Annotated in this window: 26 protein-coding genes, 1 tRNA gene and 1 pseudogene; all 28 read right to left on the bottom strand. The window is 46.5% G+C overall.

What is annotated here, in order from left to right; translation table 11 throughout:
* Positions 1–6 precede the first annotated feature (6 nt).
* Positions 7–546, bottom strand: a complete 540-nt coding sequence (gene rplE, locus Q320_RS0116660; protein WP_027469936.1) for a 50S ribosomal protein L5 — start codon at positions 544–546, stop codon at positions 7–9.
* Positions 547–557: 11 nt separating this feature from the next.
* A complete protein-coding gene (rplX, locus tag Q320_RS0116655) occupies positions 558–878 on the bottom strand; it encodes a 50S ribosomal protein L24 (RefSeq protein ID WP_027469935.1) in 321 nt (106 codons plus the stop codon).
* Positions 879–890: 12 nt separating this feature from the next.
* Entirely contained in the window at positions 891–1,259 is a 369-nt protein-coding gene (gene rplN, locus Q320_RS0116650) for a 50S ribosomal protein L14 (protein ID WP_027469934.1), read from the bottom strand.
* Between the two features lie 194 nt (positions 1,260–1,453).
* Positions 1,454–1,717: a 30S ribosomal protein S17 gene (gene rpsQ / locus Q320_RS0116645; RefSeq protein ID WP_027469933.1), complete on the bottom strand. Its 264-nt coding sequence runs from the start codon at positions 1,715–1,717 to the stop codon at positions 1,454–1,456.
* A 1-nt stretch (position 1,718) separates the two neighbouring features.
* On the bottom strand, positions 1,719–1,907 hold the full coding sequence (gene rpmC, locus Q320_RS0116640) for a 50S ribosomal protein L29 (RefSeq protein WP_027469932.1): 189 nt from the start codon (positions 1,905–1,907) through the stop codon (positions 1,719–1,721).
* A complete protein-coding gene (gene rplP, locus Q320_RS0116635; RefSeq protein WP_027469931.1) occupies positions 1,907–2,323 on the bottom strand; it encodes a 50S ribosomal protein L16 in 417 nt (138 codons plus the stop codon). The genes rpmC and rplP overlap by 1 nt, the downstream gene beginning before the upstream one ends.
* Positions 2,307–3,014, bottom strand: coding sequence for a 30S ribosomal protein S3 (gene rpsC / locus Q320_RS0116630; protein ID WP_027469930.1), 708 nt, complete (start codon positions 3,012–3,014; stop codon positions 2,307–2,309). Before rpsC ends, rplP begins: the two co-directional genes overlap by 17 nt.
* Before the next feature lie 10 nt (positions 3,015–3,024).
* Complete coding sequence (gene rplV / locus Q320_RS0116625; protein ID WP_027469929.1) at positions 3,025–3,354, bottom strand: 50S ribosomal protein L22; 330 nt, start codon at positions 3,352–3,354, stop codon at positions 3,025–3,027.
* Between the two features lie 9 nt (positions 3,355–3,363).
* Positions 3,364–3,639: a 30S ribosomal protein S19 gene (gene rpsS / locus Q320_RS0116620; protein ID WP_027469928.1), complete on the bottom strand. Its 276-nt coding sequence runs from the start codon at positions 3,637–3,639 to the stop codon at positions 3,364–3,366.
* A 5-nt stretch (positions 3,640–3,644) separates the two neighbouring features.
* Positions 3,645–4,478, bottom strand: coding sequence for a 50S ribosomal protein L2 (gene rplB, locus Q320_RS0116615; protein WP_027469927.1), 834 nt, complete (start codon positions 4,476–4,478; stop codon positions 3,645–3,647).
* Between the two features lie 11 nt (positions 4,479–4,489).
* Entirely contained in the window at positions 4,490–4,792 is a 303-nt protein-coding gene (rplW, locus tag Q320_RS0116610; RefSeq protein ID WP_211251250.1) for a 50S ribosomal protein L23, read from the bottom strand.
* Positions 4,792–5,412: a 50S ribosomal protein L4 gene (gene rplD / locus Q320_RS0116605; protein ID WP_027469925.1), complete on the bottom strand. Its 621-nt coding sequence runs from the start codon at positions 5,410–5,412 to the stop codon at positions 4,792–4,794. Before rplD ends, rplW begins: the two co-directional genes overlap by 1 nt.
* Entirely contained in the window at positions 5,412–6,056 is a 645-nt protein-coding gene (rplC, locus tag Q320_RS0116600) for a 50S ribosomal protein L3 (RefSeq protein WP_027469924.1), read from the bottom strand. Before rplC ends, rplD begins: the two co-directional genes overlap by 1 nt.
* Before the next feature lie 152 nt (positions 6,057–6,208).
* Positions 6,209–6,520 (bottom strand): 30S ribosomal protein S10, encoded by a 312-nt coding sequence (gene rpsJ / locus Q320_RS0116595; protein WP_027469923.1) that lies wholly within the window; start codon positions 6,518–6,520, stop codon positions 6,209–6,211.
* An 11-nt stretch (positions 6,521–6,531) separates the two neighbouring features.
* Entirely contained in the window at positions 6,532–7,722 is a 1,191-nt protein-coding gene (tuf, locus tag Q320_RS0116590; protein WP_027469922.1) for an elongation factor Tu, read from the bottom strand.
* A 23-nt stretch (positions 7,723–7,745) separates the two neighbouring features.
* On the bottom strand, positions 7,746–9,842 hold the full coding sequence (gene fusA, locus Q320_RS0116585; RefSeq protein ID WP_027469921.1) for an elongation factor G: 2,097 nt from the start codon (positions 9,840–9,842) through the stop codon (positions 7,746–7,748).
* Between the two features lie 27 nt (positions 9,843–9,869).
* Complete coding sequence (gene rpsG, locus Q320_RS0116580; RefSeq protein ID WP_027469920.1) at positions 9,870–10,340, bottom strand: 30S ribosomal protein S7; 471 nt, start codon at positions 10,338–10,340, stop codon at positions 9,870–9,872.
* 110 nt (positions 10,341–10,450) lie between these two features.
* Positions 10,451–10,825, bottom strand: coding sequence for a 30S ribosomal protein S12 (gene rpsL, locus Q320_RS0116575; RefSeq protein ID WP_027469919.1), 375 nt, complete (start codon positions 10,823–10,825; stop codon positions 10,451–10,453).
* Between the two features lie 185 nt (positions 10,826–11,010).
* Positions 11,011–15,231: a DNA-directed RNA polymerase subunit beta' gene (rpoC, locus tag Q320_RS0116570; RefSeq protein ID WP_027469918.1), complete on the bottom strand. Its 4,221-nt coding sequence runs from the start codon at positions 15,229–15,231 to the stop codon at positions 11,011–11,013.
* A gap of 84 nt (positions 15,232–15,315) precedes the next feature.
* Positions 15,316–19,488 (bottom strand): DNA-directed RNA polymerase subunit beta, encoded by a 4,173-nt coding sequence (gene rpoB, locus Q320_RS0116565; protein ID WP_027469917.1) that lies wholly within the window; start codon positions 19,486–19,488, stop codon positions 15,316–15,318.
* A gap of 208 nt (positions 19,489–19,696) precedes the next feature.
* Positions 19,697–20,068, bottom strand: coding sequence for a 50S ribosomal protein L7/L12 (gene rplL / locus Q320_RS0116560; protein WP_027469916.1), 372 nt, complete (start codon positions 20,066–20,068; stop codon positions 19,697–19,699).
* A 122-nt stretch (positions 20,069–20,190) separates the two neighbouring features.
* Positions 20,191–20,688: pseudogene (rplJ, locus tag Q320_RS20355) on the bottom strand (50S ribosomal protein L10); the annotation flags it as partial.
* A 238-nt stretch (positions 20,689–20,926) separates the two neighbouring features.
* Complete coding sequence (gene rplA / locus Q320_RS0116550; RefSeq protein ID WP_027469915.1) at positions 20,927–21,625, bottom strand: 50S ribosomal protein L1; 699 nt, start codon at positions 21,623–21,625, stop codon at positions 20,927–20,929.
* The gene (gene rplK / locus Q320_RS0116545) at positions 21,626–22,057 is read right to left on the bottom strand and encodes a 50S ribosomal protein L11 (protein WP_027469914.1); all 432 of its coding nucleotides are present in this window, start codon (positions 22,055–22,057) and stop codon (positions 21,626–21,628) included. It lies immediately after the preceding gene.
* Positions 22,058–22,141: 84 nt separating this feature from the next.
* On the bottom strand, positions 22,142–22,675 hold the full coding sequence (gene nusG / locus Q320_RS0116540; protein ID WP_027469913.1) for a transcription termination/antitermination protein NusG: 534 nt from the start codon (positions 22,673–22,675) through the stop codon (positions 22,142–22,144).
* A gap of 14 nt (positions 22,676–22,689) precedes the next feature.
* On the bottom strand, positions 22,690–23,046 hold the full coding sequence (gene secE / locus Q320_RS0116535) for a preprotein translocase subunit SecE (RefSeq protein WP_027469912.1): 357 nt from the start codon (positions 23,044–23,046) through the stop codon (positions 22,690–22,692).
* 64 nt (positions 23,047–23,110) lie between these two features.
* A tRNA-Trp gene (locus Q320_RS0116530) sits at positions 23,111–23,186 on the bottom strand.
* Positions 23,187–23,234: 48 nt separating this feature from the next.
* Positions 23,235–23,441, bottom strand: a 207-nt coding sequence (locus tag Q320_RS0116525) for an EF-Tu C-terminal domain-related protein (RefSeq protein WP_027469911.1), incomplete at its 5' end; no start/stop codon positions are given.

Below are 23,441 nucleotides of genomic sequence, written 5' to 3'. Positions count from 1 at the left end.
ATCGCCTCAAGTCTTAAACGGGAATTTGAAGGCAGCGAGCAGAGCACGCGCTTCATCGTCAGTTTTAGCCGTAGTTGTGATCGTGATATTCATACCACGAAGCGCATCAATCTTATCGTACTCAATTTCCGGGAAGATGATTTGCTCTTTCACACCCATGTTAAAGTTGCCACGCCCATCAAAGGACTTGCCACCAACACCACGGAAGTCACGCACACGCGGAAGCGCGATAGTGATCAGGCGATCGAGGAATTCGAACATGCGTTCACGACGCAAAGTTACTTTACAACCAACCGGGTAGTTATCACGAATCTTAAAGCCTGCAATAGACTTTTTAGATTTAGTAACTACAGGCTTTTGACCAGCAATCTTTTGCATATCGCCAACAGCGAAATCCATTACTTTTTTATCCGCAACTGCCTCACCAACACCCATGTTGATGGTGATTTTTTCAATACGTGGCACTTGCATTACAGACTTGTAACCGAATTGCTCAACTAATTTCGGAACAATTTGGTTTTCATAAATCTCTTGAAAACGAGCCATCTTGATTCCCCTTAGCCGCCAACTACTTCGCCACTCGACTTAAATACACGGACTTTCTTGCCGTCTTCAAGAGTCTTGAAGCCAACACGATCAGCCTTGCCAGTCGCAGTATTGAAAATAGCTACATTAGATACGTCAACTGACTTAGTCAATTCAACGATACCACCTTGAACGCCGCGCATTGGATTTGGTTTTTGGTGTTTTTTAACAATATTAACACCCTCAACCACAACACGACCTTCAGCTGGAATAGAAGTAAGTACGGTACCGCGCTTACCCTTATCTTTGCCAGTGAGAACGATTACTTCATCGCCTTTGCGAATCTTGTTCATGCTGGATACCCCTTAAAGAACTTCTGGCGCGAGTGACACGATCTTCATAAAACGCTCTGTACGCAATTCACGCGTCACTGGCCCGAAGATACGAGTGCCGATCGGCTCAAGTTTTGCATTAAGAAGAACAGCAGCATTACCATCAAACTTGATAAGCGCGCCATCAGCACGACGTACACCTTTAGCAGTACGAACAACTACCGCATTGTATACATCGCCTTTTTTGACACGACTACGAGGTGCAGCATCTTTAATGCTAACCTTGATGATATCGCCAACAGACGCATAACGACGCTTAGAGCCGCCCAACACTTTAATGCACATAACAGAACGCGCACCAGTGTTATCAGCAACATCTAGCTTTGATTGCATTTGAATCATTTAAGACAAACCTCCAACTTAACCCGCTTAATTAGCCTGGTTTACCAGGTGCCCGGATGTACCGAGCCAATAGCGGCTAGTTTTGGATCCCGAAGGGAAAACAGTGCAACTCAGAACATGCAGCCACACAAGGAAATGGGCATTCTACACAAAGCAGAATGCCCACACAAGCTATTACGCAAAATTAATTAAAATTAAGCAGCACGAGCTTTTTCTACTAACGCCGTAACTGTCCAATTTTTAGTTTTAGACAATGGACGGCATTCTGCGATCATAACTAAATCACCATCAGCGTACTGATTAGTTTCGTCATGAGCATGGTACTTTTTAGATTGACGAACCATCTTGCCATACAATGGATGCTTAACCAAACGCTCCACCAATACAGTTACAGTTTTGTCCATCTTAGCGCTAACCACTCGACCAGTCAGCGTACGCTTGAGTTTTGCTTCGCTCATATTAAGCCGCCTTCTGATTCAGAACAGTAAGAACGCGCGCAACATCTTTACGCACACGCTTGATCTCGCTGGTGTTAGCCAATTGGCCTGTCGCATGTTGCATGCGAAGACTAAACTGGGCCTTCAACAACGACGTCAATTCGCCTTTCAGCTCTTCAACGGTTTTTTGTTGTAGTTCAGTTGCTTTCATCATTGCCCCACTTGACGAGTAACCATGGTAACTTGGAATGGCAATTTAGCAGATGCTAAACGGAATGCTTCACGCGCCACTTCTTCAGATACACCATTCAATTCGTACAATACTTTACCAGGCTGAATTTCAGCAACGTAGTAATCAGGAGAACCCTTCCCTCCACCCATACGAACTTCAGCAGGCTTAGTAGAGATTGGCTTATCCGGAAATGCACGAATCCAAACACGACCACCACGTTTAATATAACGGGTAATCGCACGACGAGCAGATTCGATTTGACGAGCAGTTAAACGACCACGAGTAGTCGCCTTCAAACCATACTCACCGAACGCAACGGTATTGCCACGAGTAGCGATACCAGTATTGCGACCTTTCTGAACCTTACGGTACTTGAGTCTAGTTGGCTGCAGCATTTCGAGGCCCCTTATTACGTGGTTTCTTCTGTGGTTCTACTGGCTCAGCAGCAACGCGCTCGCCCGGCTTAAGATCACCTTTGTAAACCCAAACCTTAACACCAATAATACCGTAGGTAGTTTTAGCTTCAGAAGTTGCGTAATCAATATCCGCACGTAGTGTATGCAATGGCACACGACCTTCACGATACCATTCAGTACGTGCGATCTCGATACCATTCAAACGACCCGAAGACATGATCTTGATACCTTGAGCACCAAGACGCATTGCATTTTGCATTGCACGCTTCATTGCACGACGGAACATCACACGCTTTTCCAACTGAGCAGTAATGCTATCAGCGATAATTTGCGCATCGATTTCTGGCTTGCGAACTTCTTCAATATTCACATGAACTGGAACATTTAAGATTTTTTGCAAAGCAAGCTTCAATTGCTCAATATCTTCGCCTTTCTTACCAATTACAACACCAGGACGAGCCGAGTAGATTGTAACTTTTGCATTTTTAGCCGGACGCTCAATTACGATACGACTAACAGCAGCACCAACCAACTTTTTCTTCAAAAACGCACGAACTTCGATATCTTCGTTAAGCATTTTTGCAAAGTTGCTGCTATTAGCATACCAGCGCGAGGACCAATTTTTGGTGACAGGTAAACGAAAACCCGTCGGATGAATTTTCTGACCCATGAGTCGCTCCTTAATCGCCAACAGTCAGCGTAATGTGGCAAGTTTGCTTCTCGATTTTATTGCCACGGCCTTTAGCACGAGCAGTAAAACGCTTAAGAGAAGGACCTTTGTCCACATAAATCGTTTTCACTTTGAGAGTGTCGATATCGGCACCTTCATTGTGCTCGGCATTGGCAATAGCCGACTCCAAAACCTTCTTGATCAAAACTGCACCCTTTTTAGGGCTGAAGGCCAGAATATTTAACGCCTGCTCAACAGGCTTGCCACGGACGAGGTCAGCGACAAGCCGCGCTTTTTGAGCGGAGAGGCGAGTGTTGCTTAGTACAGCAGATACTTGCATGTCTTCACCTTATCGCTTGGATTTTTTGTCCGCGGCGTGACCTTTGAAAGTACGGGTCAGTGCGAACTCACCCAACTTGTGGCCAACCATGTTTTCATTTACATACACAGGGATATGCTGCTTGCCGTTATGCACAGCAATCGTCAGACCAACAAAGTCTGGCAATACTGTAGAACGACGCGACCAAGTTTTCACTGGACGCTTGTCATTAGTTGCGCGTACAGCCTCAACTTTTTTCAGCAAGTGCAGGTCAACAAATGGACCCTTTTTAAGAGAACGTGCCATTTACATTACCTCTTGTTCGCTGGACGACGGCGCACGATCATATTGCTAGTACGCTTGTTACGACGCGTACGATAGCCCTTAGCTGGCTGACCCCATGGACTAACAGGGACACGACCCTCACCAGTACGACCTTCACCACCACCGTGCGGATGATCCACCGGATTCATCGCTGTACCACGTACTGTCGGGCGAATACCCAACCAACGTTTAGCACCAGCTTTACCGTATGAACGCAGACTGTGCTCACCATTACCCACTTCACCGATTGTTGCGCGGCAGTCCACATGCACTTTACGAATTTCGCCAGAGCGAAGACGTAACTGAGCATATGCACCATCACGAGCCAACAATTGAACGCTAGTACCCGCAGAACGCGCAATTTGCGCACCCTTACCAGGCTGCATTTCGATGCAGTGAATCGTTGAACCCACTGGGATATTCCGGATAGGAAGTGTATTACCCACTTTAATCGGAGCATCAGAACCAGAAACAACAGTCATGCCAGCACTCAAGCCTTTAGGGGCAATAATGTAAGCACGCTCACCATCCGTGTAGCACAACAAAGCAATGTTGGCAGTACGGTTTGGATCGTATTCCAAACGCTCAACTTTAGCGACAATACCATCTTTATTACGACGGAAATCGACCAAACGATAATGCTGCTTATGACCACCACCGATATGACGAGTAGTGATGTGGCCGTTATTATTACGACCACCAGTTTTTGATTTTTTAACCAACAAAGGCGCATACGGCGCACCTTTGTGCAGGTCAGGACTTACAACCTTAACGACTGCGCGGCGACCGGGCGATGTCGGCTTAACTTTTACCAATGCCATGTTTAGTCCCCTTATTGCGCAGCTGCAAGGTCAAGTTCTTGACCGGAAACCAAGCTAACATAAGCTTTTTTCCAATCTTTGCGACGACCATTCGTACGGCCGAAACGCTTAGACTTACCTTTAACATTAACTACGTTGACAGCATCAACCTTCACTTTAAAGAGAAGCTCAACAGCCGCCTTGATTTCAGCCTTAGTCGCATCGGTAGAAACACGAAATACGACTTGCTCAGTTTTTTCAGCAATCATAGTGCTCTTTTCAGAGACTATCGGCGCCAAAATCACTTGAAGCATGCGATTTTCTGCAATTTTGATCATGCAAACAACTCCTCAAAAGCCTGTAGTGCATCACGAGTGAACACAACTTTTTTGAAGCGCACCAAACTAACTGGATCTACCTGAGCAGCTTCCAACACCAATACATGCGGAAGATTACGGGAAGCCAAGTACAGATTTTCATCCAATTCTTTGGTCACAATGAGCACGTTGTCGAGCTGCATTTCTGCCAATTTTTGGGCAAAAGCCTTAGTCTTAGGTGCTTCTAGGGCAAAAGAATCAACAATAATCAGACGCTCTTCACGCACCAATTGCGACATAATCGTTGCAATACCAGCACGGTACATCTTACGGTTAACTTTATGCGAAAAATTCTCGTCAGGGCTGTTCGGAAACGCACGACCACCACCACGCCACAACGGAGAAGATGTCATACCAGCACGAGCACGGCCAGTACCTTTTTGACGCCAAGGTTTCTTAGTAGAATGCTTAACATTACCACGACCCAATTGCGCGCGATTACCACTACGAGCATTTGCGAAGTAAGCAGTTACAACTTGATGAACCAAGGCTTCATTAAATTCACGACCAAACAAGTCATCTGAAGCAGCAACAGCTACTTGAGCCTCGCCTTTTGAATTAACAACTTTTAGTTCCATTATGCACCTGCCTTAACGCTCGAACGAACGATAACGTCATTGCCTTTGGAGCCTGGCACACCACCTTTTACCAGCAACAATTGACGCTCTGCATCAACGCGCACAATTTCAAGGTTTTGCACGGTACGCTTAACATTACCGAGCTGACCAGCCATGCGTTTACCTGGCAAAACACGACCCGGATCTTGAGCTTGACCAATAGAGCCAGCAGAACGATGCGAGAGCGAATTACCGTGCGTTGCACGATTAGAAGCAAAATGATAACGCTTGATAACACCAGCCCAACCCTTACCTTGGGAAGTACCAGTTACATCAACCATTTGACCAACACTAAACAATTCAACCGACAAAGCATCACCAGCTTTCAACTCAGCAGCTTTTTCAGCCGGAACAAGGAACTCAACGAGCGCCAGACCAGCTTCAACACCTGCTTTTGCGAAATGACCAGCTTCAGCCTTATTCACTCGACTTGCTTTTTTTGTACCGAAAGTAACCTGAACAGCAGAGTAGCCGTCAGCTTCCAGAGTTTTGATTTGCGTGACGCGATTTGCAGTCATATCCAACACAGTTACCGGAATGGAAGCACCATCCTCAGCAAATACGCGGGTCATGCCGACTTTGCGACCTACAAGACCTAAGCTCATAGTTATTCCCTTTTCAAGGGCCAGTTACGATTGACTGGCTATGACTATTAAAAAATAAAACGGGCTTGCCACAAGAAATGACAAGCCCGAGATACTAACGCATGTTTTTCTTTAATGCAAGCCATTTAATGGCCCACAAAAAAATCAACAAATTAGTTCAACTTAATTTCCACATCAACGCCAGCTGGCAGATCCAACTTCATCAATGCATCAACAGTTTTGTCTGTTGGATCAACGATATCCAACATACGCAAGTGTGTACGAATCTCAAATTGATCACGCGCAGTTTTATTAACGTGTGGTGAACTCAAGATGTCGTAACGCTCAATTTTTGTTGGCAATGGAATCGGGCCTTTAACAACAGCACCGGTACGCTTTGCAGTTTCAACAATTTCTTGAGCCGAGCGATCGATCAAAGCATAGTCAAACGCTTTTAAACGGATACGAATTTTTTGGTTTTGCATTTACATGTTCCTTAAGCAAGAACAGTGGCAACAACACCAGCGCCAACAGTACGACCACCTTCGCGAATTGCGAAGCGCAAACCTTGCTCCATCGCAACTGGACAAATCAAAGTTACAGTGATAGATACGTTATCGCCAGGCATCACCATTTCTGTACCTTCTGGCAAATCAATCGCGCCAGTTACGTCGGTAGTACGGAAATAGAACTGTGGACGGTAGTTACTAAAGAATGGTGTATGACGACCACCTTCATCTTTAGACAATACATAGATCTCTGCAGTGAACTTAGTGTGCGGAGTGATAGAACCTGGTTTCGCCAAAACTTGACCACGTTGAACATCTTCACGCTTAGTACCACGAAGCAAGGCGCCGATGTTGTCACCTGCTTGACCTTGGTCAAGCAATTTACGGAACATCTCAACACCAGTACAAGTCGTCTTAACTGTTGGCACGATACCAACGATCTCGATTTCTTCACCCACTTTAACGATACCGCGCTCAACACGACCCGTCACAACAGTACCACGACCAGAGATTGAGAACACATCCTCAACTGGCATCAAGAATGCACCGTCGATTGCACGCTCTGGCTCAGGAATGTAAGAATCCAAAGCATCTGCCAAGCGTAAAATTGCTGGCTCACCGTATTCAGATTGGTCACCCTCAAGCGCCAAACGAGCAGAACCAGTAATAACTGGCGTATCATCACCAGGGAAATCGTATTTGTTCAACAAATCACGGATTTCCATCTCAACCAATTCAAGCAACTCAGCATCATCAACCAAATCAGCTTTGTTCATGAATACGATGATGTACGGAACACCAACTTGACGCGACAACAAGATGTGTTCGCGAGTTTGTGGCATAGGACCGTCAGCAGCAGAAACAACCAATACCGCGCCATCCATCTGCGCCGCACCAGTAATCATGTTTTTCACATAATCCGCGTGACCTGGGCAGTCAACGTGCGCGTAGTGACGTTTTTCTGTTTCGTATTCAACGTGCGCAGTATTAATAGTAATACCACGTGCCTTTTCTTCTGGCGCACTATCAATCGATGCGTAATCTTTAACAATACCACCAAACTTTCTGCATAAAACAGTAGTAATTGCAGCAGTTAGCGTTGTTTTACCGTGATCCACGTGACCAATTGTACCTACGTTAACGTGGGGCTTAGTCCGTGCAAACTTTTCTTTTGCCATTTTTCAATATTCCTTAAATAAAATTATTTTTTAGTAACGATTGCGTCAGCGATGTGCTTAGGCGCAATAGAGTAATGCTTAAATTCCATCGAGTAAGTTGCACGACCTTGCGACATAGAACGCAATGTAGTCGAGTAACCAAACATTTCTGACAATGGAACTTCAGCCTTAATCATTTTGCCGCCAGCTGGATTATCATCCATACCTTGCAACAAACCGCGACGTGAAGAGATATCACCCATGATATCGCCCATATAGTCTTCAGGCGTTTCAATCTCAACATACATCATTGGCTCAAGAATCACTGGACCGGCACGGCGCATCGCTTCTTTGAACGCCATAGAACCAGCCAACTCAAACGCGATTTGCGATGAGTCAACATCGTGATACGAACCAAACGTCAAGCGAACCTTCACGTCAACCACTGGGAAGCCAGCCAACACACCCGACTTCAGTGTATTTTGAATACCTTTATCAACAGAAGGAATAAATTCGCGAGGAATTACACCACCCTTAATTTCGTCAACAAAGCTATAGCCATTGCCTTCACCTGCCGGCTCAACAGTAATAGTTACATCACCGTATTGACCTTTACCACCGGATTGCTTCGCGTGCTTACCTTGAACATCCGCAGCGATTTGAGTAATGGTTTCGCGATATGCCACTTGTGGCGCACCAACGTTAGCCTCAACACCAAACTCACGGCGCATACGGTCAACCAAAATCTCCAAATGCAACTCGCCCATACCCGACATAATCGTCTGGCCAGTCTCTTCATCCGTTTTAACGCGGAAAGAAGGATCTTCTTTAGACAAGCGACCCAAAGCAAGACCCATTTTTTCTTGGTCAGCTTTAGTTTTCGGCTCAACAGCGACGTGAATCACCGGCTCTGGGAACACCATACGCTCAAGAATGATGACATCCTTCAAGTCGCAAAGCGTTTCGCCCGTTGTTACGTCTTTCAAACCGATTGCAGCTGCGATGTCACCAGCGCGAACTTCATCAATTTCTTTACGATCATTCGCGTGCATTTGCACCAAACGACCGATACGTTCTTTTTTGTCTTTATTCGAATTCAGGACAAAATCACCCGACTTCAAAGTGCCCGAATAAACGCGGAAGAACGTCAATTGACCAACATACGGATCATTCATCAGCTTAAAGGCCAATGAAGAGAACGGCGCATCATCAGAAGCTGCACGTGACACTTCTTGATCACGATCATCCATACCCTTAACATCATCAATATCAACTGGTGATGGCAAGAACTCGATAACCGCATCCAACATACGTTGCACGCCTTTATTTTTAAAGGCTGAACCACACAACACAGGCTGAATTTCACAAGCTAAAGTACGCGTACGAATCGCAGCAACAATTTCCTCTTCTGACAATTCGCCAGTTTCAAGGTATTTGTTCATCAACTCTTCAGAAGCTTCAGCAGCCGTTTCGACCATTTTTTCGCGCCATTCTTGGGCAACAGACACCAAGTCAGCAGGAATTTCACCGTAAGTGAAAGTCATACCTTGAGATGCTTCATCCCAGATAATGGCTTTCATTTTAAGCAGATCAACAACACCTTCAAAATTATCTTCCGCACCAATAGGAATAACTACTGGGATTGGATTAGCTTTCAAGCGCAATTTCATTTGCTCAACTGCACGGAAGAAGTTGGCGCCAGAGCGATCCATCTTGTTCACGAAAGCCAAACGTGGAACTTTGTACTTGTTAGCTTGACGCCATACAGTTTCAGACTGAGGCTGAACACCACCCACAGCACAATAAACCATACATGCGCCATCAAGAACACGCATAGAACGCTCAACTTCAATTGTGAAGTCAACGTGACCAGGAGTGTCAATGATGTTAATCAAATGCTCAGGAAACTGCAGACTCATACCTTTCCAGTACGTAGTCGTTGCAGCAGAAGTGATAGTAATACCACGTTCCTGTTCTTGCTCCATCCAGTCCATAGTGGCAGCGCCATCATGAACTTCACCAATCTTGTGGTTTACGCCAGTGTAAAACAACACACGTTCTGTGGTTGTCGTTTTACCAGCATCGATGTGAGCAGAGATACCGATATTGCGGTATCGCTCAATAGGGGTCTTGCGAGCCACGGCGATTTCCTTATCCTGATTACGCGATTAGAAACGGAAGTGGGCGAACGCTTTGTTCGCATCAGCCATACGATGCACTTCGTCGCGTTTCTTCATCGCGCCGCCACGACCTTCAGCCGCGTCAAGAAGTTCACCTGCTAGACGCAGATCCATAGATTTTTCACCACGTTTACGAGCCGCTTCACGAACCCAGCGCATCGACAATGCCAGACGACGGCTTGGACGTACTTCTACTGGCACCTGGTAGTTGGCGCCACCGACACGGCGGCTCTTAACTTCAACCATTGGCTTAACGTTGCCAATTGCAGTGTTAAAAATTTCAATTGCATCTTTACCAGTCTTTTTTTCGATCTGGGCAAGAGCACCATAAACGATACGTTCTGCAACAGCTTTTTTGCCGTCCAACATAACAACGTTCATGAATTTAGCGAGTTCAGTGCTGCCGAATTTTGGATCTGGCAACACATCACGCTTAGGGACTTCTCTGCGTCTTGGCATAACATACTTCCTTAATGTGACATTCAGTTGGGGAAAACCCCGCGGGCACCTATAAAGATGACCACTTACTTGACGGCTTCAATTTGTAGCCGCCACTCATACCGCACAAATTACACCTTAGGGCGTTTTGCACCGTATTTAGAGCGTGACTGCTTACGATTTTTAACGCCAGCCAAGTCAAGAGAGCCACGTACGCAGTGATAGCGAACACCCGGCAAATCTTTTACACGACCGCCGCGTAGCAATACAACACTATGCTCTTGCAGGTTATGGCCTTCACCACCGATGTACGAAATCACTTCGAAACCGTTGGTCAAGCGAACTTTGCATACTTTACGCAATGCAGAGTTTGGTTTTTTTGGAGTTGTTGTATACACACGTGTGCATACACCACGTTTTTGCGGACAAGCTTCAAGCGCTGGTACTTTGCTCTTCAGTTTTTCCGCAACACGTCCTTTACGAACGAGTTGATTGATAGTTGGCATTGTTTTTCACTTCCTACCGCGTTAAAAAAGACCAAACCACGACTGTGGCATGGTTAAGGTTTCCACAACGGAAACGCTGCGGAGAGCGATAAAATCGCTCTCCGCAGAAAAAGACTTTGAATTATAAGGAAAAGAACGAATATCCGTCAATGCAAACCGACAAGAGTCGGCTTGCGATTGAGCAATTATTCGGAAATATTTCCAATTTCAGCAATAACTTCAGCAGCGGCTTCGGCAAAAGGCGCTAAAACTTCATTTTTAGCCAATTGCTTTTTACGGTTTCTATGGTAAGCCAAGCCTGTACCTGCAGGAATCAAACGACCCACAATCACATTCTCTTTCAAACCACGAAGATCATCGACCTTACCCATAATTGCAGCTTCAGTCAGAACACGCGTTGTCTCTTGGAACGATGCCGCAGAGATAAAGGAATCAGTCGACAACGATGCTTTGGTAATACCCAAAAGAATATTGTCAAACTTGGCGACTTCTTTACCTTCTTCAGTCAACTTGTCGTTCATGATCAAGACTTCGGCACGCTCAACTTGCTCGCCCAAGATGAAGTTTGAATCACCTTGATCTGAAATCACAACACGACGCAACATCTGACGCACGATCACTTCAATGTGCTTGTCATTGATCTTCACGCCTTGCAAGCGGTAAACCTCTTGCACTTCCTGAACGATGTAACGCGCCAGCGCTTCAATACCTTGCAAACGCAAGATGTCATGCGGATCAATCGGGCCATCCACAATCACCTCACCCTGACTAACGACTTGACCATCATGCACCATCACATGCTTGTCTTTCGAAATCAGGTACTCGTGCGGAGCGCCTTCTAGATCGGTCAACACCAGACGCTGCTTACCTTTGGTATCTTTACCAAAACTTGCAGTACCCGTAATCTCAGCCAACATACCGGCATCTTTCGGCGAGCGAGCTTCGAACAACTCAGCAACGCGCGGCAGACCACCGGTAATATCGCGTGTTTTAGCCGATTCTTGTGGAATACGAGCCAAGACATCACCAACACCAACGCGCTGACCATCTTTAACAGTAATGATTGAGCCAACTTGGAAGGAAATGGTAACCGCGGTATCAGTACCGGCCAATTTCATTTCCAAACCATTTTCATCCAACAGCTTAACGAGTGGACGAACCGCTTTGGCTGCAGTTACTTTTGCTTTAGAAGCAATAACCACTAATGTAGACAAGCCAGTCACTTCATCAACTTGTTTAACTACGGTCATACCTTCTTCGACATTCTCGAAACGAACAATACCTGAATATTCGGTAATGATCGGACGAGTATGCGGATCCCAAGTACCCAGCACTGCACCCGCTTTAATGATGTCGCCATCTTTAACAGCCAAGGTCGCACCGTACGGTACTTTATGCGTTTCGCGTTCACGGCCCACATCATCCAAAATCAACAATTCAGCAGAACGCGCAATAACAACTAGTTCGTTTTTAGCATTAGTGACGTAACGCATATTGGCGCTAAAGCCAATTTTACCGTTCGACTTCGCTTCAACTTGGCTGGCTGCTGCAGCTCGAGATGCCGCACCACCAATGTGGAACGTACGCATCGTCAACTGAGTACCAGGCTCACCAATTGATTGTGCTGCAATAACGCCGACTGCTTCACCCGCATTCACGATCTGGCCGCGACCCAAGTCACGACCGTAACACTTCGCGCATAAGCCATAACGCGTTTCGCATGACAACGGAGTACGTACAATAACTTCATCGATATTACGCGCTTCGATCTCATCAACCGAATCTTCATCCAACAAGTAGCCCACTTCAAAAATGGTTTCTTGTGTTGAAGGATCAATTACGTCTTTAACGACGATACGACCGAGAATACGATCACGCAAGGCTTCAACAACGTCACCACCTTGCATAACGGCTTTCATGGCAACGCCATGTTTTGTGCCGCAATCATCTTCAGTTACAACCAAGTCTTGCGTTACATCGACCAAACGACGAGTTAAGTAACCCGAGTTTGCGGTCTTCAATGCCGTATCCGCCAAACCTTTACGTGCACCGTGAGTCGAAATAAAGTACTGCAGAACCGTCAAACCTTCACGGAAGTTGGTCGTGATTGGTGTTTCGATAATCGAGCCATCTGGCTTAGCCATCAAACCACGCATACCCGCCAACTGACGAATCTGTGCTGGCGAACCACGAGCGCCAGAGTCGGCCATCATGTAAATCGAGTTAAACGATTCTTGTTCGTCTTTCTTGCCATTGGCATCGTAAACGGTTTCTTTCGCCAACTGGTCCATCATCGCTTTCGCAATTTGGTCACCAGCACGACCCCAGATATCCACGACTTTATTGTAGCGCTCGCCGTTCGTTACTAGACCCGAGCTGTATTGCTGCTCGATCTCTTTAACTTCAGCTTGTGCAGCAGCCAACAACGGTACTTTATTTGCCGGCACCAACATATCATCAACGCAAATCGAGATACCGCCGCGTGTTGAATATGAGAAACCGGTGTACATCAATTGGTCAGCAAAAATAACCGTTTCTTTCAAACCGCAACGACGGAATGAAGCATTGATCAATTTACCAATTTCTTTTTTCTTCAACGATTTATCGATATGCGAGAACGCCAAGCCTTTTGGCAGAATCTCTGACAAGATCGCACGACCCACCGTTGTATCACGGCGAACCATTTTGCTTTCCCAATCGCCCGATTCATTTCTGAACCATTCTTTCAGGCGAATCGCTACGCGAGTTTGTAGCGTAACTTCTTTACTCTGGTAAGCACGTAGTGCTTCTGATACGTCAGCAAAAATCGTCAAACGTTGGCCGTCATCATTCAGACGTTCACCTTTGGCGTATTTCGCTTCACGTGTCATGTAATACAGACCCAACACGATATCTTGTGACGGAACAATAATCGGCTCGCCATTTGCAGGAGCCAATACGTTGTTCGATGCCAACATCAAGGTGCGAGCTTCCATTTGCGCTTCAAGCGACAATGGAACGTGAACCGCCATTTGGTCACCGTCAAAGTCGGCATTGAATGCCGCGCAGACGAGTGGATGCAATTGAATGGCTTTGCCTTCAATCAACATCGGTTCAAACGCTTGAATACCCAAACGATGCAATGTTGGTGCACGGTTCAATAGAATTGGATGTTCACGAATCACGTCTTCCAAGATATCCCAAACCACAGGCTCTTGGCTTTCTACCATTTTCTTCGCTGCTTTAATGGTCGTGGCCAGACCCATCACTTCCAATTTATGGAAGATAAATGGTTTGAACAATTCCAGCGCCATCAATTTTGGCAAACCGCATTGATGCAAGCGCAAAGTAGGACCAACGGTAATGACCGAACGACCTGAGTAATCAACACGTTTACCCAACAAGTTCTGACGGAAACGACCGCCCTTACCTTTAATCATGTCGGCAAGTGATTTCAATGGACGTTTGTTCGCACCCGTCATCGCTTTACCGCGACGGCCGTTATCGAGCAATGAATCCACTGCTTCTTGCAACATGCGTTTTTCGTTACGAACAATAATTTCCGGAGCGCGCAATTCGAGCAGGCGCTTCAAACGGTTATTACGGTTAATCACGCGGCGATACAAATCATTCAAATCGGAAGTCGCAAAACGACCGCCATCCAATGGTACCAATGGGCGCAATTCCGGTGGCAACACCGGCAGCACTTCCATAATCATCCATTCTGGCTTGATACCCGAGCGATCAAATGCTTCAAGTACTTTCAAACGCTTAGCGATTTTCTTGATTTTGGTTTCTGAACCCGTGCTATCGAGTTCTGCACGCAAATTGCTAATTTCTTGGTCAACGTCCATTGACTTCAGCAATTCACGAACCGCTTCCGCGCCCATCAAGGCTACGAATTCGTCACCGTATTCTTCAACTTTCGCGAAGTAATCTTCTTCAGTCAGTAGTTGACCACGCGCAAGCGGCGTCATGCCTGGCTCGATCACGATAAACGCTTCAAAATACAATACGCGTTCGATATCACGCAAAGCGATATCCAAAACCATACCCAAACGACTTGGGAGTGATTTCAAGAACCAAATATGCGCAACCGGTGATGCGAGGTCGATATGACCCATGCGTTCACGACGCACTTTTGACAACGTCACTTCAACGCCGCACTTCTCGCAAATCACACCACGGTGTTTCAAACGCTTGTACTTACCGCACAAGCATTCGTAATCTTTAATTGGCCCGAAAATACGAGCACAAAACAAACCATCACGCTCAGGCTTGAACGTACGGTAGTTAATGGTTTCTGGCTTTTTCACTTCGCCGAAAGACCAAGAACGGATTTTTTCTGGCGATGCTAAGCCAATTTTAATCGCGTCAAATTCTTCGTCCTGCGCGACTTGCTTGAAAAGTTCGAGTAAGCCTTTCATTCCAATATTCTCCAGTGAGGGCAATCAGGGTATTGACCGCAAGGCTAGATTAAATCTAGCCTGCAGTCCTATACCTCACAGCGATTAGTAGGTTTCCAGATCGATATCAATACCAAGCGAACGGATTTCCTTGACCAACACATTGAATGACTCTGGCATGCCAGCATCAATGCGATGATCACCCTTCACGATGTTTTCATAAACTTTAGTACGACCATTCACGTCATCGGACTTCACCGTGAGCATTTCTTGCAAGGTGTACGCTGCGCCGTATGCTTCTAGGGCCCAAACCTCCATCTCACCGAAACGCTGACCACCGAACTGCGCTTTACCACCCAGCGGCTGCTGAGTAACAAGCGAGTAAGGACCAGTTGAACGTGCATGCATCTTGTCATCAACCAAGTGATGCAGTTTCAAGTAGTGCATCACACCGACAGTGACTTTACGTTCGAACGGTTCACCCGTACGGCCGTCGTACAACTGCATTTGCGTTTTGCTGCTATTGAAATCCAATTGTTCAGTACGTGGATCTTCATCAGGATAAGCTAGTTCTAGCATCTCTTGAATTTCAGACTCATCAGCACCGTCAAATACTGGACTTGCAAACGTCATACCGGTACGTAGACCTTGCGCCAGAGTCATGATTTCTACATCACTCAAGTCGCTAATATCTTCCGCTTTACCTTTGGATTGGTAAATTTTATCCAAGATTTCACGGATTTCGGCAACGTTACGTTGTTCACGCAACATCGCATCAATACGCTGGCCAATCCCTTTCGCTGCCCAACCCAAATGCACCTCAAGAATCTGACCAATGTTCATCCGCGATGGAACGCCCAATGGATTCAAGACGATGTCAACGGTAGTACCGTCAGCCATATGCGGCAGATCTTCAACAGGCAAGATTTTTGAAACCACACCCTTGTTACCGTGACGGCCGGCCATTTTATCGCCAGGCTGTAAGCGACGTTTAACGGCCACATACACTTTCACCATCTTGATAACACCAGGTGGCAACTCGTCACCCTGCGTCAATTTGCGTTTTTTATCTTCAAAACGCAGTTCGAACTCTTGCTTCATTTGGGCGATCAAATCTTTCATCGCTTCCAATTGACGCGCGGCTTCTTCTTCTGCCAAACGAATATCGAACCAATCATGACGAGAAACTTGATCTGCCAAATACTCAGCAGTAATTTCAGTGCCTTTGATCAGACGCTTTGGACCACCATTCGCGACCTTGCCAACAATCATCCGCTCGATACGCTCGAACAAGTCATCATTAACAATACGCAGTTGATCGTTCAAATCTTGACGATAGCGACGCAATTGCTCTTCGATAATGGCTTGAGCGCGTGGATCGCGTTCAATCCCTTCACGGGTAAACACTTGCACGTCAATCACCGTGCCGACCATGCCTGATGGCACGCGCAAGCTGGTATCTTTAACGTCTGATGCTTTCTCACCGAAGATTGCACGCAGTAGTTTTTCTTCTGGTGTGAGTTGAGTTTCGCCTTTTGGCGTCACTTTACCGACGAGTACATCGCCAGCTTCAACTTCTGCACCGATATAAACCACACCAGCTTCATCCAAACGACCGAGCATGCGCTCAGACAAGTTTGAAATATCACGGGTAATTTCTTCAGGACCTAGCTTCGTGTCACGCGCCATCACGTTCAACTCTTCGATATGAATCGAAGTGTAACGATCTTCAGCAATAACACGTTCGGAGATCAAAATCGAATCTTCGAAGTTATAACCATTCCATGGCATGAAGGCGATGGTCATATTTTGACCCAGAGCCAACTCACCGAGGTCAGTAGACGCACCGTCAGCAACGACATCACCTTTCTCAATACGATCACCTTTGACGACGATCGGACGTTGATTGGTATTGGTATTTTGATTCGAACGAGTAAATTTAACCAAGTTGTAGATATCTACACCAGTCTCACCCGCTACGGTTTCGCTGTCGTTCACACGAACCACGATACGCGTTGCATCAACGAAATCAACTACACCGCCACGCAATGCAGTGACCGCAGTACCCGAGTCAGTCGCACACGTGCGCTCGATACCGGTACCGACCATTGGGGCTTCAGCACGCAAGCAAGGAACCGCTTGACGTTGCATGTTGGCGCCCATCAATGCACGGTTGGCGTCATCGTGTTCCAAGAATGGAATCAATGAAGCAGCAACAGAAACAATTTGGCTTGGCGCAACGTCCATGTATTGCACGCGGTCTGGCGTAGCAACAATGGTTTCGCCCGCTTCACGGCAAGTCACCAATTCGTCGGTCAATTTGCTATCGCTATCCAAACCGGCATTCGCCTGCGCAATAACATATTTACCTTCTTGAATCGCCGACAAGTATTCAATTTCAAGCGTGGCTTGACCATTGATCACTTTACGGTAAGGCGTTTCCAAGAAACCATATTCATTGGTACGTGCATAGCAAGACAATGAATTGATCAGACCAATATTTGGACCTTCCGGTGTTTCAATCGGGCAAACACGGCCGTAATGCGTTGGATGCACGTCACGAACTTCAAAGCCTGCGCGCTCACGCGTCAAACCACCCGGTCCAAGTGCCGATACACGGCGCTTGTGGGTAATTTCAGACAATGGATTCGTTTGATCCATAAACTGCGACAACTGCGACGAACCAAAGAACTCTTTCACTGCCGCCGAAACTGGCTTGGCATTGATCAAGTCATGTGGCATCAAGTTGTCAGATTCTGCTTGTGACAAACGCTCTTTCACTGCGCGCTCAACACGAACCAAACCAGCACGGAATTGATTTTCCGCCAACTCACCCACTGAACGAACACGACGGTTACCCAAGTGATCGATATCATCCACTTCGCCGCGGCTATTGCGCAGCTCAAGCAAGATACCAATCACTGCAACGATGTCTTCAGTCGACAAGATGCCTGGGCCAGTAATGCCCTTTTTGCCGGCTTGCTCGTAGAAACGACGTTGCCAATCCGGTGCTTTTTCTTCCAAACGATCCGGATAAGCGCGGCTATTGAACTTCATGCGACCAACTGCAGAAAGATCGTAACGATCTTCATTGAAGAACAAACCTTTGAACAAGGCTTGAACTGCATCTTCAGTTGGTGGCTCACCTGGGCGCATCATGCGATAAATCGCCACACGAGCTTGCCATTCATCTAATGTTTCATCGGTACGCAAGGTCGCGGACATAAAGCCACCTTGGTCGAGATCATTGATGTACAGCGTTTTAATTTCTTTTACTTCAGCGCTATCGAGTTTTACTAATAGATCTTCGGTAATCTCATCATTCGCTTTTGCCACCAATTCGCCAGTTTCTGGGCTAATCACGGCAGTCGACAACATGCGGCCGTACATATAGTCCAGCGGAACTGGAATACGCGTCATACCGGCATTGTTGATGTCGCGAATGGTTTTAGCGGTAATACGCTTGTCTTTTTGCGCTAGTACCTTACCGTCATCAGCAATGATGTCAAACTTCGCAACTTCACCGCGTAGGCGATCTGGAACCAGTTCCCAGAACACGCCATCTTCAGTGAGATAGAAGGTATCTGTATCAAAGAATTGAGCCAGAATCTGTTCAGCCGTATACCCCAATGCTTTAAGCAAGATGGAAACCGGCATTTTACGACGACGGTCAATACGGAAAAACAGCAAATCTTTCGGGTCGAATTCGAAATCGAGCCATGAGCCACGATAAGGAATCACACGCGCCGAGAATAATAATTTGCCTGAACTGTGGGTTTTACCCTTGTCATGCTCAAAGAACACACCCGGAGAGCGATGTAACTGAGAAACGATTACACGTTCAGTACCGTTAATAACAAACGAGCCACTGCGTGTCATGAGTGGGATTTCACCGAAGTAAACATCCTGCTCTTTCACTTCCTTGACCGTTGGTTTCGACGATTCGCGGTCCATGATGACCAAACGAACTCGCGCACGCAACGGAGCGGCAAACGTAATGCCGCGCTGCTGACATTCTTTAACATCGAATGCTGGCACGCCCAAGGTGTAATGCACAAATTCCAAACGTGCATATTCGTTATGGGAAACGATAGGGAAAATTGAATTAAACGCTGCTTGCAAACCAATTTCGCGGCGATCTTCTACAGAAACGCCTAGTTGCAAGTATTCGGAATAAGAGTCAATCTGAGTAGCCAGTAGGAACGGCACCTCGAGGACACTCGCCCGCTTCGCAAAACTCTTGCGAATACGTTTTTTCTCAGTGAACGAGTATTTCATACTCATAAACTCTCCATGGGTTGGGCGCAATTGACAAACCGCAAACGCCCGAAAGCTCGGTTGTGAGCGGTCTCTGGTTTGTCAGCTGCAAGAACAAGCTGCAAACGATGCATAAGAACCAAGTGTTTGTAAGCAAGCACACAGTATACAAACGCAAAAGGGCAGACGGATTGCTCCGTCTGCCTGCACTACATTACTTCAACAACAATTACTTAACTTCAGCAGTAGCGCCGGCTTCGATCAATTTCTTAGCGATTGCATCTGCATCAGCTTTAGACACGCCTTCTTTAACTGCTTTCGGTGCGCCATCAACTAGGTCTTTAGCTTCTTTCAAGCCAAGGCCAGTTACTTCACGAACAACTTTAATTACGCCAACTTTCTGAGCGCCAGCGCCAGTCAAGATAACGTCGAATTCAGTTTGTTCTTCAGCAACAGCTGCGCCAGCACCGGCTGGACCAGCAACTGCCATAGCAGCAGCAGAAACGCCAAATTTTTCTTCGAATGCCTTAACAAGGTCATTCAATTCCATAACAGTCAAAGAACCTACTGCTTCAAGGATGTCTTCTTTAGTAACAGCCATTTCTAGTACTCCTGAAAATCTTGTCAGATTAAATCAAATTCAAAATTGGATAAAGCTTAGGCAGCGTCAGCTGGCGCTTCTGTTGTTGCAACTTCTTCAGCAGCAACAGCAGGCGCTTCAACAGCAACTTCACCTTCGGCTTTCTTGGCAGCCAATGCGCCAAGACCACGAGCAAACGCAGAAACTGGAGCTTGCATAACGCCCAACAACATCGAGAGCAATTCATCACGGCTCGGGATAGTTGCGAGTTGCGCTACTTCAGCAGCAGATAATACTTTGCCTTCGTACGAACCAGCGATTACCTTAATCTTCTCATCTTTCTTAGAGAAGTTTTGGATCACTTTAGCTGCAGCAACTGCGTCTTCAGAAATGCCGTACACCAACGGGCCAGACATTTGGTCGGCCAATGCAGCGAACGGTGTTCCTTCAACAGCACGGCGCGCCAAGGTGTTTTTAAGAACACGCAAGAAAACGCCTGACTCACGCGCTTGTTTGCGCAGTTCAGTCATGCTAGCAACCCCGATTCCACGGTATTCAGCGATAACGATGGTTTGAGCATTTGCAACTACTGCTGCAATCTCAGCCACGACCGCTTTTTTGTCGTCAAGATTCAGACTCAAGGTCAACCTCCATTAGTTAAGTTCAGCGCGATAAATCGCGCCACCCAATCAAACGGCGACCAATATTCAGGAGACTTGTACCAATTCGAATGAATCAGTGAGAAGCCTGCATTGGGCACACCGTCTGCGTAGGCTAGCGTTTGGGCGCTGTGATTAAGCCAAAAAATTAATTTTGGCGCCTACGGTCTTTGACATTTTGCTGCGCCCTATCGAAATACGGCACAGCAACCCAAAGTCTTTATGCTGCTAGTACAGTACCAGTGTCAACGCGAACGCCCACACCCATTGTGCTAGAAACAGCGATTTTCTTAAAGTACACGCCCTTAGCGCTAGCTGGTTTTGCTTTTTGCAAAGCATCAGCCAAAGCTGCCAAGTTAGCTTGCAAATCAGCAGCAGCAAATGATGCGCGGCCGATTGTTGCATGTACGATACCACCCTTGTCAGTACGGTATTGAACTTGACCGGCTTTCGCGTTTTTAACCGCTTCAGCAACGTTCGGAGTTACAGTACCCACTTTCGGGTTAGGCATCAGGCCACGTGGGCCCAAGATTTGACCCAATTGACCAACAATACGCATTGCATCTGGAGATGCAATAACGATATCAAAGTCCATTACGCCTGCTTTAATTTGTTCAGCCAAATCTTCAAAACCAACGATGTCTGCACCGGCAGCTTTAGCCAATTCAACGTTTGCGCCTTGTGTAAACACAGCAACGCGTACTGATTTACCAGTACCTTTAGGCAACACAACCGCGCCACGAACAACTTGGTCGGATTTACGTGCATCAATACCTAGGTTGAAAGACACATCAACTGATTCATTGAATTTTGCAGTCGCAGCAGATTGAACCAAAGCAATTGCATCAGCAACTGGGTACAATTTATTGCGATCTACAGTTGCATTTAGAGCTGCAAGACGCTTAGAAAGCTTAGCCATTTACACGCCCTCCACGGTGATACCGATTGAACGTGCAGAACCAGCAAGAATACGCACTGAAGCATCCATATCGGCGCCAGTCAGGTCATTTTGCTTAGTTTTAACGATTTCTTCGAGTTGAGCGCGAGTCACAACACCGACTTTATCAGTATGTGGCTTAGCAGAACCCTTAGTGATACCAGCAGCTTTTTTCAACAGAATAGTCGCTGGAGGTGATTTCATCACGAATGTGAATGATTTATCTGCATAAGCAGTAATCACCACTGGAATTGGCAAACCTGGCTCAACGCCTTGGGTTGCAGCATTAAATGCCTTACAAAATTCCATGATGTTCAAACCGCGCTGACCCAAAGCCGGACCGATAGGTGGCGATGGATTTGCTTTACCAGCGGGCACTTGTAGCTTTACATAGCCGACAATTTTTTTAGCCACGATACAACTCCTAAAAAATGGGTTAAACGCTAACGCAAGTTAGCTCCCCAAACATCAACGCATTACTGCGTCAGCCTACACAGATCAAACTTTCTCGATCTGTGAAAATTCCAAATCTACTGGCGTTGCACGACCAAAAATCATCACCGATACTTTCAGACGACTCTTGTCATAATCAACATCTTCAACCGTTGCATTAAAGTCAGCAAACGGGCCTTCGGTAACACGCAAAGACTCACCCACTTCAAACAATACTTTCGGACGTGGCTTCTCAACACCTTCCTGCACTTGCTGCATCATGCGCTCAACTTCTTTCGCAGGAATTGGCATAGGCTTTGTGCCACTACCACCGATAAAGCCAGTTACTTTTGGTGTACTTTTCACCAAATGCCAGCTGTCATCGGTCATATCCATTTCAACAAATACGTAACCTGGGTAAAACTTGCGCTCTGTTAGCGTTTTTTTACCGTTTTTAATTTCCATTACTTCTTCAACTGGCACCAAGATTTGACCAAATAAATGCGCCATATCGAGCCGAGCAATTTTTTCTACCAATGCTTTCTGTACACTTTTTTCAAAGCCAGAATACGCATGAACCACATACCAGCGCATACCCATAGCGAACCCTCCGTTTATTTACCGCGACCTAACACGATATCGTAAAACAACCAGGCTAGACCCGAGTCCACCGCCCACATAAACAGAGCCAATACGCCCACAAACAAGAAAACCACAGCAGTCACTTGCCATGTTTCTTTTTTGCTAGGCCAAACCACTTTCTGCGCTTCTTTGATTGAGTCGCGAGCGTAATCGACAAATGTACGACCCAACGTGGTAAACCACATTACCGTACCAGCGGCGACCAAACCTACTGCAACAGACAAAGAACCCAAGAAGGATTGACCCGCTGGAACCATATAAAAACCCGCAACACCTAACAACACCAGGGAAAGGGCTGCAACTAACTTTAGTCGTTCTATGCTTTGCATTGCTTTATCTGCGACCCATAAAACAGAGCCGCTCCTTCTCAGGAACGGCTCCGTTGATATATTGTGGCAGGCGAGGGGGGTCTCGAACCCACAACCCCCGGTTTTGGAGACCGGTACTCTACCAATTGAGCTACTCGCCTACGGAGAGGGCATAACTATAACAACGTTAAACCCTTTTTGCAACCTTTTTATGCTAATACTGTTGCAACTACACCTGCACCTACTGTACGACCACCTTCACGAATCGCAAAGCGCAAACCTTGCTCCATCGCAACAGGGCAAATCAATGAAACTGTAATCGATACGTTATCGCCAGGCATCACCATTTCTGTACCTTCTGGCAAATCAATCGCGCCAGTTACATCAGTAGTACGGAAATAGAACTGTGGACGGTA

This window comes from Deefgea rivuli DSM 18356, assembly GCF_000620145.1.
Lineage (GTDB): Bacteria > Pseudomonadota > Gammaproteobacteria > Burkholderiales > Chitinibacteraceae > Deefgea > Deefgea rivuli.
The sequence above is the reverse complement of the archived record's forward strand: the minus strand, read 5'-3'. Positions and strand labels throughout refer to the sequence as shown.